The sequence below is a fragment of the Bacteroides sp. OF04-15BH genome (assembly GCF_003477995.1).
GTDB lineage: Bacteria > Bacteroidota > Bacteroidia > Bacteroidales > Bacteroidaceae > Paraprevotella.
In genome coordinates this window covers 1-17,460 of the sequence record NZ_QUEM01000045.1, presented here as the reverse complement: position 1 = coordinate 17,460, position 17,460 = coordinate 1, and the positions used below count along the sequence as shown (strand labels likewise).

Genomic DNA, 17,460 nt, shown 5'->3' with positions numbered 1-17,460 from the left:
ATGGTTTTCCAAAGGGCTGCGAAATCCTCTTTCTGCATGGTGATGTCCTGCCCGGCTTCTGTCGCTTTTCTATTTTCCATAGCCGTTATTTCTTTAGAGGACGGTTAAGGATATACTTCTGCGCTTCCTGCTCTATCTGCGCCTGCGTCTTGACCGGGTTCTGACGTAACCATGCTTCCAACTCCGCTTTCTCAAAATAAAGCATTTTGCCCTGCGGCTTGTAATGGGGTATCAAGTTACCCGAAGTCAGCTTGTACAGGTAACTTTTAGAAAGGTTCAAGAACCTGCTCGCTTCATCGAAGCTAAGCACGTTCTTTGAAAGGAACAACATCTTTTCGAGTTCGGAAACTCTTAACTCTAAATCTCTTTCCATATTGTTTAGGAATTTAGGTGAAACAATATGAAGGTGCGCACCCTCGTTTTTTTTGTTAACGGGGGCAAAGTTAAGAGCTTGAAAATGAAATCTAATTGACCTTTGTTTGAGCGTTCAATCTATGCTCAACCTTTTTTCAGTTGTTCGATGTATTTGTCTATGATTTCATATCCTTTCGGATAGATGTTTTTTGCTTGGTCTGTCGCACTCGACAGGTCAGTACGTGTAAGCGGTTCTCCTTTTATCTTTCCCAGTATCAGTTTATTGTTTGCTATGACAGACTGCCATTCATAAACAATATAATTATAGCAGCCAAGCTGCATCATAAGGTAGGCAAACAAACGTGTATTATTAACTTTCAGAACACCGTCAAGTTTACAGTTGAAAAAATCGGTAAGTATTCTTGCATTTATTGTGGTAGTAAAAACATGAGCTTCATTGATACAGTCAGTAAGCAGACTGATTTCCTTTTGGGTAAGTACGGATTTAAAAGGATTACTTTTACCTACAATCTTAACTGGTTTATTTTCCGTACTCGCTTCTTTTTCTTTTGGCAAGGTCTGTTCTTGTGCTTGGATGGCAACTGTATCTATATAGTATTCGCTTTCCTGTTCTTGAAGATGGTTCAAATACTTAGAAAGTACGACAAAATTAATAATGATGGAAAAGTAAGGAAGCTGTTCATCATAACAGAATGGCTCACGTAAATATGCATCCATATCGAAATCAGAACACCGGAAACTAATATACTTTCTTTTTTCATCAGAGTTCAAATCCTCAAAGAAACTGCTTTCCCATAAAAAATCGGGAATATCCATATCCAGTACAATATATTGCAGTACACGATATTTTTGTTGAATAGCTACAATATCCTCGGTCACACGAAAAATTTCTTGCCGCAAATAATCCTTTAGCTGGGCTTGCGTCAAATACTCACGTTTTAAAAATAGTGCATCTACTTTAGTTTTATAGTCATGCGCTATACAACTATCTAATATCTTCTGTATTTCTCTGAAATTGGTTTCTATATGATTTTCCATAATCGTGTGCCTTTAAACGTTCTTACTACAAATATAAGGTAAGAATCTCACTTTTCCCGAAAACATCGGCAATAATAAGGAAGAAAAGACAGGATAAGAGTTAAGAAATTATAAAGATACAGGGAGAAAAATTATAAAAGTACACCTTTTCTTTGTATTCGTCATTCAGTACACATTTAGTACGCCCTATAAAAGCAGAAAACCCTGATAATCAGGCGATTATCAGAGTTTATTCGTACCCAGACCCGGGATCGAACCGGGATGGGTTTCCCCACTGGTGTTTGAGACCAGCGCGTCTACCTATTCCGCCATCTGGGCATCTTTTCGATTTCGATTGCAAAGATAATACTTTTTTAATACACTGCAAAATTTATCCGCGTTTTTTTCCTTTTGTCTGAAAAACAAGAAGAATGGAATTATTATAATTCATATATTTTTGCCTTTTTTATCCGGGGCATTTCTTGTAAAGCTCACAAATAAACCCTACCTTAGCAATAGAATAATCAGAAACCGATTAAACAATACATAATTATGGAAAAGTATTATTGCGTCATTCTGGCCGGTGGTATCGGAAGCCGCTTGTGGCCGGTTAGCCGTCACAATAAGCCGAAACAGTTTCTGGACCTGTTTGGCACCGGAAGAACCTTGTTGCAACAAACATACGACCGGTTTGCCAAAATCATCCCAGCACAGAATATTTATGTATCTACCAATGTTGACTATAAAGACCTGGTATGTGAGCAACTGCCGGAGCTGAATCCGACCCAGATTCTCACGGAACCGATCCGAAGAAACACGCTGCCCAGTGTGGCATGGGCCACAGCCTATATCGCTCATCTGAACCCCGAAGCCAGCATTGTGGTGACTCCGGCCGATCAGCTGATTCTGAAAGAAGAGGTGTTCCAGCAGGACATTCTCAACGGACTGGACTTTGTCAGCGAGCATGACATGCTCCTCACCATGGGTGTAAAGCCCACACGCCCCGACACGGGATATGGCTATATCCAGGCCGGAGAGACCATGAAAGAGCCTCACTTTGCCCGCGTCAAGTCGTTCACCGAGAAACCGGAACTGGAGTTTGCCCGGATGTTCATGGAAAGCGGTGAGTTCTATTGGAACACCGGACTGTTCCTGTGGAACGTAAAAACCATGCTCCACTCCATTCACGATGTAGCTCCGGAATACATTCAGGACCTGATTGCCTGCACTCCGGACGCACAAAAGGACTTGTCGGCCTGCATCCCGGAACATTTCTCTGCCCTGCCGAACCTGTCGCTCGACTACGGTATTCTGGAAAGAAGCGAGAATGTATGCCTGCAAATCTGCGGATTCGGTTGGGCCGACTTGGGCAACTGGAATTCTCTTCACGACGATGCCCAGTGCTGCAAGCCGCAGGACAATGTGCTCATGGACAGCAAGGCTCTGCTCTATAACAGTACCGGAAATATCGTGTGCCTGCCTAAGGGCCGTGTGGCCGTCATCGACGGACTGAACAACTTTGTGGTAGCCGAAGAAGGCAATGTCCTGATGATTTGCCCCAGAAACGATGCCGCAGCCCTGAGACGCATGATGACAGACGCTCAAATGAAGCTGGGAGAAGAGTTCTCCTAAGCATTGACAGAATAAACCCTCCTTCGAACCGACAACGGCCTCGAAGGAGGGTTTCCTATTTTCGGACGCCAGACTCAGAGCAGTTCTCCCTTGCCCTGACGCACAATCTCAAAATCATCATCCAGGCAGCTGACCACCGTAGAAGGCTCCAGTGCCCCATAACCGCCGTCAACCACCAGATCCACTTCCTGCTGGTACTTCTCGTGTATCAGTTCCGGATCGGTAGAATACTCCACAACCTCGTCATCATCGTGCACCGACATGGTCAGAATGGGATTGCCCAACTCGCGAACCAGAGTCAGGATAATGTTATTGTCGGGCACACGCACTCCCACCTCCTTACGGTCTTTATAGATTTTGGGCAGACGGCTGCTGGTGGGCAGAATAAAAGTAAACGGCCCGGGCAGATTGCGTTTCATCAGTTTGTAGGCAGCATTGCTCACCCGCGCATATTCGCTCAGATTCGAGAAATCGGAACAGATAATGGACAGGTTACTCTTCTGGGGATTTACGCCTTTCATCTTACAGATGCGCTCCACGGCACGCACATTCAATGCATCACAGCCGATAGCATAGACCGTATCCGTAGGATAAATGATCAGTCCGCCATCACGCAACACTTTTACCACCCGGTCCACCTCACGCGGATTCGGGTTCTCCGGATAAATCTTTACCAACATATTCCTTTACGTTTGATTCTAAATACAAACATACAGAAAATTCATGAAACCTGTCAAGGTTTTCCGAAACAAATAAACAAAATCAGCAGACCGCGGGGTTTTTATAATATTCCATAGCCGATGAACAGATTTTATTTATATCTTTGCAGAGAACTAAACATCAAGATTAAAATACATACACAATGACTAAAATTACAAAAGAAATGGCTCTGAACTACCACTGCCAGGGGAAACCCGGAAAAATAGAAGTGGTACCGACAAAGCCTTATAGCACACAACAGGATCTCTCGCTGGCCTATTCACCGGGCGTGGCAGAACCTTGTCTGGAAATTGAAAAGAATCCGCAAGACGCCTATAAGTACACCGCCAAAGGAAACCTCGTGGCCGTTATTTCCAACGGTACAGCCGTGCTCGGACTGGGCGATATCGGCGCTCTGGCCGGCAAGCCGGTGATGGAAGGAAAAGGACTGCTCTTCAAGATTTATGCCGGAATTGATGTGTTCGACATCGAAGTGAACGAGAAAGAACCGGAGAAGTTCATCCAGGCTGTCAAGGCCATTGCTCCTACTTTCGGAGGTATCAATCTGGAAGATATCAAGGCTCCTGAGTGCTTTGAAATCGAACGTCGCCTGAAAGAGGAACTGGACATCCCGGTGATGCACGACGACCAGCACGGTACGGCCATCATTTCCAGTGCCGGACTGCTGAACGCTCTTGAGGTGGCCGGAAAGAAAATAGAGGATGTAAAGATTGTGGTCAATGGTGCCGGCGCATCGGCTGTTTCCTGCACCAAGCTGTATATCTCTCTCGGTGCACGCCTGGAGAATATCGTGATGCTGGACAGCAAGGGAGTCATTTCTCAGGACAGAACAGACCTGAACGAGCAGAAGCGTTACTTTGCCACCAGCCGTACGGACATCCATACTCTGGAAGAGGCCATCAAGGATGCCGACGTATTCTTGGGCCTGTCACGCGGCAATGTGCTGAGCCAGGACATGGTGCGCAGCATGGCTCCGTCGCCGATTGTCTTCGCACTGGCCAATCCGGTGCCTGAAATCTCTTACGAAGATGCCGTTGCTTCACGCCCGGACGTATTGATCGCTACAGGACGTTCTGACTATCCGAACCAGATTAACAACGTAATCGGATTCCCATATATCTTCCGCGGCGCGTTGGACACCAGTGCCACCGCCATCAACGAGGAGATGAAGCTGGCCGCCGTACGTGCTATCGCCAACCTGGCCAAACAGCCGGTTCCGGATGCCGTAAACGAGGCTTACCACGAACACCGTCTCACCTTCGGTCCGAAATATTTCATTCCGAAACCGGTAGACCCACGCCTCATCACCGAAGTATCTATGGCAGTTGCCAAGGCAGCCATCGAGTCTGGTGTGGCCCGCAAGACCATCTCCAACTGGGATGAGTACAAGCAGAAGCTGAAGGAACTGATGGGTTACGAATCCAAACTGACCCGTCAGCTGCACGCTCTGGCCAAGAGAAGCCCGCAGCGCGTAGTGTTTGCCGAGGGTACACACCCGAACATGCTGAAGGCTGCCGTAGAGGCTAAGGCCGAAGGCATCTGCTTCCCGATTATTCTGGGTAACGAAGAGCGCATCCAGAATCTGGCCAACGAGCTGGATCTGAATCTGGAAGGCATTGAGATTGTCAATCTGCGTCACGACCGCGAGTCTGAGAGAAGAGAGCGTTATGCCAAGATTCTGACTGAAAAGAACCAGAGAGCAGGATATACGCTGGACGAAGCGATCGACAAGATGTACGAGCGTAACTACTTTGGTATGATGATGGTGGAAACAGGAGAGGCAGATGCCTTCATCACCGGTCTGTATACCAAGTACTCCAATACCATCAAGGTGGCCAAGGAAGTGATCGGCATCCAGCCGGAATACAATCACTTCGGCACCATGCATATCATCAACTCCAAGAAGGGAACCTTCTTCCTGGCCGATACGCTGATCAACCGTCATCCGGACACAGAAACACTGATTGACGTGGCCCGTCTGGCTGCCGACAAGGTACATTTCTTCAACCATGAGCCGGTCATTGCCATGCTGTCTTACTCAAACTTCGGTTCTGACCAGATCGGAAGCCCGGCTACCGTGCACAAGGCCATCGAATACATGCAGGCCCAATATCCGGAATTACCGATCGACGGCGAGATGCAGGTGAAGTTCGCCATGAACAACAAGCTGCGCGACCAGAAGTATCCGTTCACCCGTCTCACCGGCAAGGAGGTCAATACTCTGGTATTCCCGAACCTGTCTTCTGCCAATGCAGCTTATCAGCTGTTGCAGACTATGGCCGAAGAAGGAACCGAGTTCATCGGCCCGATCCAGATGGGATTGAACAAACCGATCCACTTTACAGACTTTGAAAGCTCTGTACGCGACATCGTGAACCTTACGGCTGTAGCAGTTATCGACGCCATGGTCAACAAGAACAAGAAGTAATCCTATACCAAAAGGAGTTGCATCGAAACACCGATACAACTCCTTTTCTTTATTCTTAAAAGTCATTGTGATGATTTTGGAAAATCATCACAATGACTTTTTCATTTTATCACAATCTTTTTCAGAACTCCACCGTCAGTCCGAGTGTCGGCACCAGATTGCCACTTTCCATCTTGATCGGTTTCAGGCGATAACGCTGCTCTTCCTTCGGGGCGTCCGGATTGACTATTTCTCCGGTACTGATCCACGCATCCGGCTGTTTCAGACTGCTGTTGAACACATTCTGTATGTCGATATAGAAACCCAGACGCCATTTCTTGAAATAGAAATCCTTGTCCAGACGGAGATCCACTTGTGCAAAGCTGGAATAACGCTCACTGTTGTAGCGGTCGTAATCCAGATAAGGGCGACCGGAAACATCCCAGGCCGAAACCAGTTCCGACTTTTCCAGATCATAAGGCGTGTACGGCGCACCACCGATTACGCTGCAACGCATGCCCAGACTCCACTGTTTGGGAAAATCATACGTGCCGCCCACATTCAGGATGTAACGGTTGTCCCAGGCCGAAGCGATATACTCCTCGCCGGGCGAAGCCTGATATTCACTTTTGTAGGCAGTAAAGGAAGCGGTCAGATTCAGGCGTTCTGGGATGGAATACCGGAACAGCGCCTCCACACCATAAGCCCGTCCGCGGGCCTCGGAAACCAGCGCTTCGTTACCCACCGAACCATAGTCGGCTCCCTTGCAGGCCAAAGGAATTCCGTCGGCTACAGACAGAGGGATGTCGGTGTAATACTTATAGAATCCTTCTACCGAGAGCGAGAAGTTCTGGTTCATGCGCCATTCCACACCCAAGGCCGACTGGGCTACGTGCATATAATCGAGCGCCTTATTGACATAGTCACCCTCCGTATTCTTGAATCCCAGCGCCGAGAAAGGAGGCAGCTGGGCATACCATCCGGCCGACAGACCGAGCGACCAGTGCGGATTGAAGGCATAGCGCATGGAAGCGCGGGGCGACACCTGATTCCACAGACGCAGCATTTTCGGCGAATAGTTGTTGCCATCGAAACGGATGCCCGCCGATGCCGAGAACTTGCTGTCTGCCGGAGCATAGTCACCGGACACATAAAGTCCCCAGGCCAGCAGGTCGAGCGCTGTTTCATACAGGTTTTCCCGGCTCTGCTGCTGATACAGGCGCTGGAAGGTATTGTTGTCATAAAGATAATTGTTCAGCTCCACACCCTCTTTCAAGGTCCAGCTTCCGGCAAAACTTCTGTTTTCCACCTTGGCCGTGGTTTTCTGCTCTACGGCCTTCAGGTCAAGTGTCTTGTTCTCCGGCCGGGAATCATCGTTGTTGACAAACTTCAGGTTGCGGTTGTTCAGGTAGTTATGGCTCAGCGTATAGGTCTGCACGTGGCTTCCGGCATAATGCTTGTAAGTGGCTCCCACCGTAAAGGTCTCCTGATTGATTTCCGGCAGATAACTGAGCATATATTGCGCCATTTCCCCGTCCTCGTCGGTATTAAGCTTCATGCGGTCTACACCGGTAAGGGCCATGAACATCAGTTCGTCATTGTTCTTCAGGCGGGATTTGATTTTCACCTGTCCGTCAATATAATTCGGCAGGAAAGGCAGTCCCAGCAACTTGAACAGCATTTGCAGATACGACTGGCGTACGGAAAACAGATAGGTGGTGCGGTCGGTGAAGTGACCGCTTCCGCTGAGCGACACTTCCGAAGCACCCAGGGTAGCCTTGAACGTCTGCTTCTCCGGATCTCCGTCGCGCAGACGGAAATCGAGCACCGAGCTCATGGCTCCGGCCCGTGCTGCCGGAAAGGCTCCGGTGTAGAAGTTGATGTCACGAATCAGGTCGGCATTGACAATGCTCACCGGTCCGCCCGAAGCACCCAGAGTGGCAAAATGGTTGATATTGGGAATCTCAATGCCATCCATAAAGAAACGGTTCTCCGAAGGACCACCACCGCGCACAATCAGGTCGTTGCGGTAACCGATGGGAGAAAACGACACACCGGGATAGTTGCGCACTATGCGGGATACATCGCGGTTGCTTCCGGGACTCTTCTCTATCTCACGGGTAGAAATGACATTCATGCTGACGGGACTCTCCGTGCTGCGGCGAAACAGGTCGGGGCGCACCGTCACATCCTGGATAAAGCGCGTATCTTCCTTCAGTTCGATTTCGATAAACGGCGTAGTGGCCGAGATCTGATACTCGGAGGTACGCACCGGTTCATAACCAATGCAGGTCACCATGAAATGAAAGATGCCCGGGGGCACCTGCTCCAGAGTGAAGCAGCCCAAAGAATCGGTCATGGTGCGCAGGGTGTCTTTTCCGGCCAGCCAGACATAGGCGTCCATAACCGGCTGACGCGACTGCTGTTCGATGACACGGCCGCGCACCGTATAGTCTATGGCATACAGAAAACAAGTGGAGAAACTTAGCAAAAGCAACAGAAAAAATTTCCTCATCATCGTGTTATTTTATCGGTTTTTCAGTTTTATTCACGACAAATATAAAAAAAGTTCTACGAAAAGAAGAGATTTACAAGGACAAAGATTATCTTTACGTAGTCAAAAAGAAATTAGAAACACAACGCAGCAAATATGATTATACAAAACATTTTAGATACGGACTTATACAAGTTCACCACTTCGTATGCCTATATCAAGCTGTTTCCATACGCCGAAGGCACATTCACCTTTCAGGACCGGGACCAGACAGTCTACTCCGAGGATTTTCTCAAGGCCGTTAAAAAAGAAATCGAAAAACTCCGCGAGGTAAAGCTCACCAGCGAAGAGCAGGAGTTCATGACACACCACTGCCGTTTCCTGCCCCCGGTTTACTGGGAATGGCTCGCTTCCTTCCGCTTCAATCCGGAAAAGATCTGCATGGAACTGGATGCCGAAGGGCATCTGCATCTCGAAGTGACCGACCTGCTGTATAAAGTCACCCTCTATGAGGTGCCTCTGCTGGCCATCATCTCTGAAGTGAAAAACAAATTCGAACATAAATCAGTCGATCTGGAAGTAGTCAAGGAAAAACTGGCTCCCAAGATCACCTTGTCCAACGACAATGCCCTGCCGTTCTCGGAATTCGGCACTCGCCGCCGCTTCTCCAAGGAAGTGCATGAAACGGTCATCAAGGAGCTCAAGAAGCAGGCCCGCTACTGTACAGGCACTTCGAACTGCTATCTGGCCATGAAATACAACATGCGCCCCATGGGAACGCATCCGCACGAATGGTTCATGTTCCACGGAGCTCAGTTCGGCTACAAGCATGCCAACTATATGGCTTTGGAAAACTGGGTGAATGTGTATGACGGTGATTTGGGTACTGCCCTCTCGGACACTTATACCTCGGAATCCTTCCTGAGCAATTTCAGCCGCAAGCAGGCCAAACTGTTCGACGGCGTGCGCTGTGACTCGGGAGACGAATTCCAGTTTGTAGACCAGCTTATCAAGCGTTATCAGGAATTGGGCATCGACCCGACCACCAAAACCATCATCTTCAGCAACGCCCTGGATTTCCCCAAGGCCCTGGAGCTGTTCCGCTACTGCAAGGGACGCATCCGCTGCTCTTTCGGTATCGGTACCAACCTGACCAACGACACCGGTTATGCTCCGGCCAATATCGTCATGAAGCTGAGCCGCTGCCGCATGAACGCCAACCAGCAGTGGCGCGAATGCATCAAGCTGTCGGACGATCTGGGAAAACACATGGGCAGCATCACCGAGGTGGAAGCCTGCATGCACGAACTGCGCATTTCCTAAAAGAATATCTTCATAACAAAAGGGTCATCCTGCCGGCACACCGGCGGATGACCCTTTTTCTTTCGCTTGGAATTATTGTCTAGAAATTGAATTTCTCAATCTTCATGGCTGCCAAAGCCTGCATGCGAGGCACCAGAGTGGTGAAGTGTGCGCTCTGCTCGTGAGCCTTCAGGGCTTCTTCGTCAGTCCATGTTTCGCAAATCATCAACACATCTGCACGGGTTTCGCTCTGGAACAGGTCGTATGCAATGCAACCCTGATCCTTTACTGATGCGGCAACCAGTTCCTTGGCTGCGCTTACCAATTCTGCCTTCTTGGCTTCTTCTACCTGAATAAATACATTTAATCTGATCATAATTTCTACTTTTTGAATTAAAAATCCTTTTACCAGATTCAAAAATACGGAAAAGAGTGCGTAAAAACAAATGTTTTCTACTTTTTATTTTCCTACGCCCGCATGGGTCAGCGTCTGAATTTACGACGTCTTTTCCACAGGACAGGGCGCAACACCCCGTAGCCGATCAGATTGCCCAGAAGCACGCCCACACTGTTTGCCGCAAAATCGAGCCACTCGCCCGAACGGGTGGTGGTGCAATAAGCCTGTGCCAGTTCGATGATACCACTCATCAGCGCCGGAGCCAGTACGGCCCATAAGACAATACGCCCCCAGAACAGACTGCTGTGGCGGCGCAGATATTCCCACCAAATGACCGAACAGAAACCACCATACATCACCAGATGCGTCCACTTGTCGATATAACGCACCTCCTCCAGCCCGGTATGCGGGGGAGTAAACATACACAGAAACCAGATTACCACTACCAACAATACGCTCAACGGGTAACTTTTAAGTAAATTTGTTATCATAATACACTGTTTTATTCAAATTCGGTTCAAAAATACGTTTATTTTCTATACTTTTGCAACCAATTGTCATGTTTAACTAAAAACTAACATTTTTATGTCTGTTAATGAAAGAGCAAACTTTGGGAGTAAAATCGGAGTCATACTGGCCTCGGCAGGTTCTGCTGTCGGTTTAGGCAATATCTGGCGCTTCCCCAGCGAACTGGGTTCAAACGGTGGTGCCGCCTTCCTGCTGGTATATCTGCTGTGTATCGTTTTTCTGGGCTTGCCCGTCATGGTATCGGAATTTCTGATCGGCAGACGTTCACAAGCCAACACGGCCTCAGCCTATCAGAAACTGGCTCCCGGCACCAAATGGCATCTGGTGGGACTCATGGGCGTATTTTCCGCCTTTCTGATCCTGAGCTATTATGTGGTCGTGGCCGGATGGACTCTGGAATATACGGTAGCTGCCGCTACAAACAGTTTTTCACAGGGCACGGATTATACGGGATTCTTCAATGACTTTGTCAGCAACCCGTGGAAATCCTCCCTCTATGTCATCCTCTTCATGCTGCTCACCCATGTGGTGATTATCCGCGGAGTGACCGAGGGTATTGAAAAATTCTCCAAGGTGATGATGCCGCTGTTGCTGTTCATCATCTGTGTTCTGGTGATTTGCGCCTTCTCCATGCCCGGAGCCAGCGAGGGACTGAACTTCCTGCTGAAGCCGGACTTCTCGAAAATCACCACCAAAGTGGTTTTGAGCGCTATGGGACAGGCTTTCTTCTCCATGAGTCTGGGAATGGGATGTCTGTGTACTTACGCATCATATTTCGGACGGGACACCAACCTGCTGCGCACTGCTGCCAGTGTGGGAGCCATCGACACGATGGTGGCTGTCATGGCGGGAATCATCATCTTCCCGGCTGTTTACTCCGTTCCGGGACTTTCGGTGGATGCCGGTCCGAGTCTGGTGTTCGTCACTCTGCCCAATGTATTCAACATCGCTTTCCACAACGCACCGGTTCTGGGCTATATCTTCTCGGTGATGTTCTATGTGCTTCTGGTTCTGGCAGCCCTGACTTCTACCATCTCGCTGCACGAAGTTGTTACAGCCTATATCCACGAGCGGTTCAAACTCACCCGCAAGGCCGGTGCCTATATCGTTACGGTATCGTGCACCCTGCTGGGTATTCTCTGCGCCCTGTCGTTCGGAGTACTGAAAGGCGCAACCTTGTTTGACATGAATCTGTTCGACCTGTTCGATTTCGTTTCAGCCAAGTTCCTGATGCCGCTGAGCGGTATGCTGATCGCCATCTTTACGGGCTGGTATCTCGAACGGAAAATCGTGCGCGATGAGGTGACCAACTACGGCACCATCCGGATGCCACTTTTCAAACTGTATATATTCCTCTTGAAATACTTTGCCCCAATCGCAATTATGACTATATTTGTGAATGAGCTGGTTAAATAAAAGGACATACAGACTATTGCAAAACAAGATAAAGGACCTTTTCTATCTGCCCCGCGCAGACAGAAAGGTCCTTTTTGCATTCAGCCTGTGCACGGCCCTGATTACCTTCGGCTGCCTGTTTTATCTTTCGCGAAGCCATCAGGAGACCAGCCGAAAGCTCTCCGAAACGGAACGCAGACATTACAGGACACTGTGCCGACAAAACATAACCGACAAACCGACAAAAGTCCGGAGAAAGGAAACCTATTATGCCGTACCGGTCCAGGAAAAGGCTTCTTTCGCATTCGACCCGAATACGGCCGACTCCACCCAACTGCTGGCTCTGGGCTTCTCTCCCTGGCAGGTACGCAATATCTATAAATACCGGGCCAAGGGAGGACGATTCCATCAGAAAGAGGACTTGAGCCGGATTTACGGTATGACCGGCGAACAACTCAATCATCTGCTCCCGCTGGTAAACATTGCTCCGGAATACCGCTATCTGGAACATAAAGCGCCGGATTCGCTCAGAAAAGAGTTCCCGGTGTATCAAAGCAACAAATTCCGGGAAAAGACTCTGGTAGACCTCAACACAGCCGATACGACACTGCTGAAAAGAATACCGGGCATCGGCAACAGATTTGCCATCATGATTGTGCGCCGCCGCGAACAGCTCGGAGGCTATATGTCCGTAAACCAGCTTCTGGAAATAAACCATCTGCCGGACAGTCTGCTCCCGTGGTTCGTCGTTCGAAGCACAGAGGGAGTGAAAAAGATAAATATCAACAAGGCGTCCTTGACAGAACTTCGCCGGCATCCGTATCTGAATTTTTACCAATGCCGCGTCATACTGGAACACAGACGGAAATACGGAGCGCTGAAAAGCCTCAACGACCTGTCGCTCTATGAAGAGTTTACAGAGAAAGATCTGGACAGGCTTTCGCCCTACTGTGCCTTCTAGTCTTTTTGATCAGACATAAGTAACTGAGAAACAATATTTCAGAAGCGCCACGGGAATAGACAAAAAAACGTAAATCACACATCACTCCCTTTTCTATCTGATAAATCTCTCTATTTTTGCATCCAAAACCAAGGGCATCATAAATACCAATTATTATCTCATAAAAAAACAATGAAAACAAAGGGATTAATTCAATTTGCTGCCGTAGCCTTACTGAGTGTAGGACTGGCAGCCTGCAACAACAAGAACAAACAGAACGGGGAACAGGATGTCGTACCGACCGATTATCTGTGCCTGTTTCAGGGTACTCTGCCTTGCGGCGACTGTCCGGGAATAGAAACCAAAGTGACCTTCATGCCCGACAGCACGGCTGCCATCACACGCCTGTATCTGGATTCAGACGGCACCTCGGAAACAGAATACGGCACCTGGTCTTATCAGGACAGCACGTTTGTCGTTAAAACCAGCAGTAATGACTCTGTTCCGGTACAGGAAACGCTCAGTTTCAAAGTGCTTCCCGACGAGCAGATTGCCCTGATCGGCGAAGACAATATTGTGAAGAGCGAGAATGTACTGCTGAAAAAACAACCGCTCACCATAAAGAACTTTGAAGGCAGCTATACGCAAGGTGGTGAAGAAAAGGATGCGTATGCACAGACACTGACGATTGCCGCCGGCGAAAACAATGAAGTTCTGGTAACCATTGCACAAACCGGAGGCAAGGGAAAAGGATGTGAGTTCACCGGCAAAGGACGTATCATCAACAATCAGATTGAAGTGGACTTGCAGCAGGTGAATCCGGAAATGAGCTCCACTATGGTAATCCGTCCGACCAACGAAGGCAACGGTCTGAATGTATTTACTTCTAAATTTGATGAACGCTACGATCTGATGTACTTCTGCGGTGGAGGCGGCAGTCTGGCCGGAGACTATATCAAAAAGTAGAAAAAGCCCCGATTTTAAAAGAAAACTGAACTTTTTCTCTGAAAAAAGTGATTTTTATTTGGAAATAACAAAAAGATGTACTACCTTTGCACTCGCAATCGAAAAGATGCCCAGATGGCGGAATAGGTAGACGCGCTGGTCTCAAACACCAGTGGGGAAACCCATCCCGGTTCGATCCCGGGTCTGGGTACAAAGATAAAAGCTAAGTGATTGATAGTTCGATACTTAGCTTTTTCTTTTTATCGGAGATGTTCCCAAATTGTTCCCAATCATCCTTATGTATCCCACCAAAGATGGGGCATTTACTTCATGCCATCTATTACTTTTAGTATAGAATCGGGCTTTTCTACCATTCGCAATACAGAATCCGAATCAAATCCCATATATTCTATATAGGTTCGTATTAACTCATAATGCTCTTTGGCATATTTTGTATCTATCGCACGTGTAGCGTTGAAGCAGATAGGTTCATGATGTGCTATTCTGTTACGAAATTCACGGATGGCAGTCAGTTGTTTGTAGATGTCTGTTTGCTTTAAACCATGCGCTTTGTTGGGGAATATTTGAAGAAGTGTTTTTCCTCCTATGCGGTAATTGCGTCTTGTAAACAGATAAGTCCAGAAGCCAAATGTAAAGGAAGCTACCATCTTATCGTTATTGTACACTCCCATATTGGTATAAGTGCGCTGTATGCGTACTATTTCGGAAGCTTCCTGTTCAAGTAATCCATTGGGTCTTGCTTGGTTGATTATCCAATTATCATCATTGAAATATTGTTTGTAGTGAGCGTTTATGGCATTGCGTAGCATTATCTCAAACATACCGATAACTCCATAAAAACGTTGGCTCAACTTGATGTTATATTGGTATAGGCGCAAGGTTTTGGCTTTTTCATTACCACTTGCTTGTGCGTATTTATTTAATCTTGCCGGGGATAGTACCTGCAAACATTCGTCATATTTCATTTGGTATAAGTTTAAAAACAAGACTTTTCTTGCAAAAATAGAAATTAATAGCTATATTTGCAAACGTAAGACCCTGTTGTCCCTGCTGAACAAGCAAACTTCAGGGTTATTGTTTTTTTTATGTGGGTTCTATTATACGTTTTTGATTTTAAAACAATTTGATTATAAGTTAATTAGATGTTTGTTTATGAGGATAGTAAATAATATTATTTTTATTGTCATTATACTAAGTGTGCTTGGTATGACAAGTTGCAACGAAGAAAAGCTAGAAGTTTTACCTTTTCATTTGGATAAAAAATCTTATGAGGTAATGTTAATGGGATGGAATGATATTCCTATTACAAACGGTAGTGGTATTCTGAGTGTTACTACTGAAGACAAAGAGATTGTTTCTGTATCATGTATTACTTTAGGAAATGATGGAGTTACTGCTGTACTCCGTATTACAGGACTTGAAAAGGGAAATATAAATCTGATAGTTAAGGATGATGTTACAAATGAAACGGAAAGAATATCTGTAAAGGTTACAGACAGCTATTTGGTTTATAGTGTAGATGAGAGTAAACACCCGTCTTTGCCTAATGGAACGATTATGTATTTGATAAATAATGAAGCTAAGGATTGTTATTTCTTTACATATAATTATATAAAGCATGAAGTATATAGCGATTTTATTACCAAGGGTTCTTATTCATTTTCAGTAGAAAAAAATAGTGATCCAAATCTATCGTATGAAACATTGCCATATTTAACATTAACGTATAAGACGGATGAGAATGATATTCTGACTGATGAAAATGTGCCTGCAAAGGAACATAAATTCAATTTAATAGGTTCTTCTGCATTGACTTATACCGCCATCAATAAGTTTTTGGGAGTTGATTGGGATGAGTTGGCAAAAACTCATAGTTTGCGTTCAGAAAGTATTGTTACCTTCATGAAAATGCAAGAGGATGGCACAAACTATTTGTTGCATGGAGAAATAACACAGTTTCCTCAAATACCTGAGGGGGTTTTGAAATAGGTGTCATTTTTTTGATATGATAATACAAACATAGGTGAGGTGTTGTTTTAGTTAGTAAGGTTTATGATATGGGCAATAAGCAGAGTTACTGCTTGTTCGTTCTGTACAATTAGGATATGCACATTTTCTGTTTCCTGTTATTATTTCTAATATAGTTGAACAAGAAGAAGATAGCATCGAAATGCTTAGACTAATTAATATATTTTTTATTTTTTGCCCATTGTGGTTGATTTATGTGCCTTAACTTTTTAAATGATTTGTAAATATAGGGAATTAAAGTGTAATTCATCATTGAATTACACTTTTTTGCTTATTGTTGGTTATAATTTGAATCCTCTATTTTTTCTTGGTTCTTCTGCTGATTGTCGCAAACCATGCCTTAATTTTTCCCATTGCTCTTTGAACCATTCACCTATCGGCTGCCTGTTTATAGTTAGCACTAATTTATTTTCATCAACCGAACTCTTCTCTATCTTGAAAATATCGTTCTTGATTTCAAATCTTCGTTTATGTTCTTCGGAATAGATTTTTCCGCTGCACCTGATTGCTTCCCTTTTGTATAAAAGAGAATCAACCATCCCCTTGGTAAAGCCAATGACATAACATAATTTTTCCATTCTCAGCATTTCTTTGAGCAATGGGAACCAGCAGAATGCTTTTTCGAGAATGGTACTCAATCGTGAAATTTCCTTGTCTTCAAGTTCTTGATTATGTATTCCTTGAAGATTACGAATTTGTCTGCCATGCTGCTCCTGTATTTGTTGCATCTGAACTTTTAAGTCATCAATGCTTTTGTCACGCTTGGAAATTTCATAGCGTAAACTTTCGTTGGCGTGTTCCAAATCTTTTAATTTACCACTTCCGAAAAGAGAACCTACACCACTGGTTATGGCAGTGGCTACATCGGTAGCTGCACTTTTGAGTTTGTCCGTGCGTATCTCTGCTTTTACTTGTTTGAGTTCTTGCTCGGCAAGGCTTACCTGTTGCTCCTTGTGTCGTTTGGTTTCCTCTATACGTTGCAGTTCGGCTTTCTGTTTTTTTATGATGAAATCGTTTCGCTCCAAGTGCTCCTTACCAGTGACAGCTTTTGCCTGCCCACGTTCCATCAGAAGTATATTGGAAGCCAAGGTCTGCATGGTTGCCATATCCTCATCATTGAGCTTTCGGCTCTTTCCAGTTTCGTGGTTCATCCAGTCGAATACGATATGAGCATGATAGTTCGGCTTGAACCATCTGCCTTCAATTTGAAAGCTTTCTTTGTCTTCCGCTTCCGGCTGACCGTTCAGCCAATGCCCTTC

General features: G+C 46.2%; 15 protein-coding genes and 2 tRNA genes. 8 read left to right on the top strand and 9 right to left on the bottom strand.

The window, feature by feature from the left end:
- Positions 1-85: 85 nt before the first annotated feature.
- From DXA74_RS14485 to DXA74_RS14475, 3 genes are all read right to left on the bottom strand, one after another.
- Positions 86-373 carry a helix-turn-helix domain-containing protein gene (locus DXA74_RS14485; protein ID WP_055293700.1) on the bottom strand — a complete coding sequence of 96 codons (288 nt, stop codon included), beginning with the start codon at positions 371-373 and terminating at the stop codon, positions 86-88.
- Positions 374-498: 125 nt separating this feature from the next.
- Entirely contained in the window at positions 499-1,413 is a 915-nt protein-coding gene (locus tag DXA74_RS14480; RefSeq protein ID WP_055293702.1) for a hypothetical protein, read from the bottom strand.
- A 236-nt stretch (positions 1,414-1,649) separates the two neighbouring features.
- Positions 1,650-1,731, bottom strand: a tRNA-Leu gene (locus DXA74_RS14475).
- A gap of 213 nt (positions 1,732-1,944) precedes the next feature.
- Between DXA74_RS14475 and DXA74_RS14470 the strand changes: the two genes are divergently transcribed.
- Positions 1,945-3,024, top strand: a complete 1,080-nt coding sequence (locus tag DXA74_RS14470; RefSeq protein WP_118528794.1) for a mannose-1-phosphate guanylyltransferase — start codon at positions 1,945-1,947, stop codon at positions 3,022-3,024.
- Positions 3,025-3,098: 74 nt separating this feature from the next.
- Here the strand turns inward: DXA74_RS14470 and DXA74_RS14465 are convergent, their stop codons facing one another.
- Positions 3,099-3,704 (bottom strand): L-threonylcarbamoyladenylate synthase, encoded by a 606-nt coding sequence (locus DXA74_RS14465; RefSeq protein ID WP_118528792.1) that lies wholly within the window; start codon positions 3,702-3,704, stop codon positions 3,099-3,101.
- Positions 3,705-3,886: 182 nt separating this feature from the next.
- Between DXA74_RS14465 and DXA74_RS14460 the strand changes: the two genes are divergently transcribed.
- Positions 3,887-6,172 carry an NADP-dependent malic enzyme gene (locus DXA74_RS14460; protein ID WP_118528790.1) on the top strand — a complete coding sequence of 762 codons (2,286 nt, stop codon included), beginning with the start codon at positions 3,887-3,889 and terminating at the stop codon, positions 6,170-6,172.
- A gap of 121 nt (positions 6,173-6,293) precedes the next feature.
- On the opposite strand, the gene DXA74_RS14455 is transcribed toward DXA74_RS14460, so the two are convergent.
- Entirely contained in the window at positions 6,294-8,666 is a 2,373-nt protein-coding gene (locus DXA74_RS14455) for a carboxypeptidase-like regulatory domain-containing protein (RefSeq protein ID WP_118528798.1), read from the bottom strand.
- Between the two features lie 135 nt (positions 8,667-8,801).
- On the opposite strand from DXA74_RS14455, the gene pncB reads away from it, so the two are divergent.
- Positions 8,802-9,968 carry a nicotinate phosphoribosyltransferase gene (gene pncB, locus DXA74_RS14450; RefSeq protein ID WP_118528788.1) on the top strand — a complete coding sequence of 389 codons (1,167 nt, stop codon included), beginning with the start codon at positions 8,802-8,804 and terminating at the stop codon, positions 9,966-9,968.
- Between the two features lie 79 nt (positions 9,969-10,047).
- Here the strand turns inward: pncB and DXA74_RS14445 are convergent, their stop codons facing one another.
- Entirely contained in the window at positions 10,048-10,323 is a 276-nt protein-coding gene (locus DXA74_RS14445) for a putative quinol monooxygenase (protein WP_118528796.1), read from the bottom strand.
- A 107-nt stretch (positions 10,324-10,430) separates the two neighbouring features.
- Positions 10,431-10,835, bottom strand: a complete 405-nt coding sequence (locus DXA74_RS14440; protein WP_118528786.1) for a hypothetical protein — start codon at positions 10,833-10,835, stop codon at positions 10,431-10,433.
- A 94-nt stretch (positions 10,836-10,929) separates the two neighbouring features.
- On the opposite strand from DXA74_RS14440, the gene DXA74_RS14435 reads away from it, so the two are divergent.
- From DXA74_RS14435 to DXA74_RS14420, 4 genes are all read left to right on the top strand, one after another.
- Positions 10,930-12,288 carry a sodium-dependent transporter gene (locus DXA74_RS14435; RefSeq protein ID WP_118528784.1) on the top strand — a complete coding sequence of 453 codons (1,359 nt, stop codon included), beginning with the start codon at positions 10,930-10,932 and terminating at the stop codon, positions 12,286-12,288.
- Between the two features lie 16 nt (positions 12,289-12,304).
- Entirely contained in the window at positions 12,305-13,228 is a 924-nt protein-coding gene (locus DXA74_RS14430) for a helix-hairpin-helix domain-containing protein (protein WP_158576090.1), read from the top strand.
- 171 nt (positions 13,229-13,399) lie between these two features.
- Positions 13,400-14,173 (top strand): copper resistance protein NlpE N-terminal domain-containing protein, encoded by a 774-nt coding sequence (locus DXA74_RS14425; protein ID WP_118528780.1) that lies wholly within the window; start codon positions 13,400-13,402, stop codon positions 14,171-14,173.
- A gap of 108 nt (positions 14,174-14,281) precedes the next feature.
- A tRNA-Leu gene (locus DXA74_RS14420) sits at positions 14,282-14,363 on the top strand.
- A gap of 112 nt (positions 14,364-14,475) precedes the next feature.
- On the opposite strand, the gene DXA74_RS14415 is transcribed toward DXA74_RS14420, so the two are convergent.
- On the bottom strand, positions 14,476-15,138 hold the full coding sequence (locus tag DXA74_RS14415) for an Abi family protein (protein WP_117682179.1): 663 nt from the start codon (positions 15,136-15,138) through the stop codon (positions 14,476-14,478).
- 187 nt (positions 15,139-15,325) lie between these two features.
- On the opposite strand from DXA74_RS14415, the gene DXA74_RS16685 reads away from it, so the two are divergent.
- Positions 15,326-16,162 (top strand): hypothetical protein, encoded by an 837-nt coding sequence (locus DXA74_RS16685; RefSeq protein WP_233519591.1) that lies wholly within the window; start codon positions 15,326-15,328, stop codon positions 16,160-16,162.
- A 320-nt stretch (positions 16,163-16,482) separates the two neighbouring features.
- Here DXA74_RS16685 and DXA74_RS14405 read toward each other — a convergent pair.
- The coding region (locus tag DXA74_RS14405; protein ID WP_118528778.1) for a mobilization protein at positions 16,483-17,460 on the bottom strand (978 nt) is incomplete at its 5' end.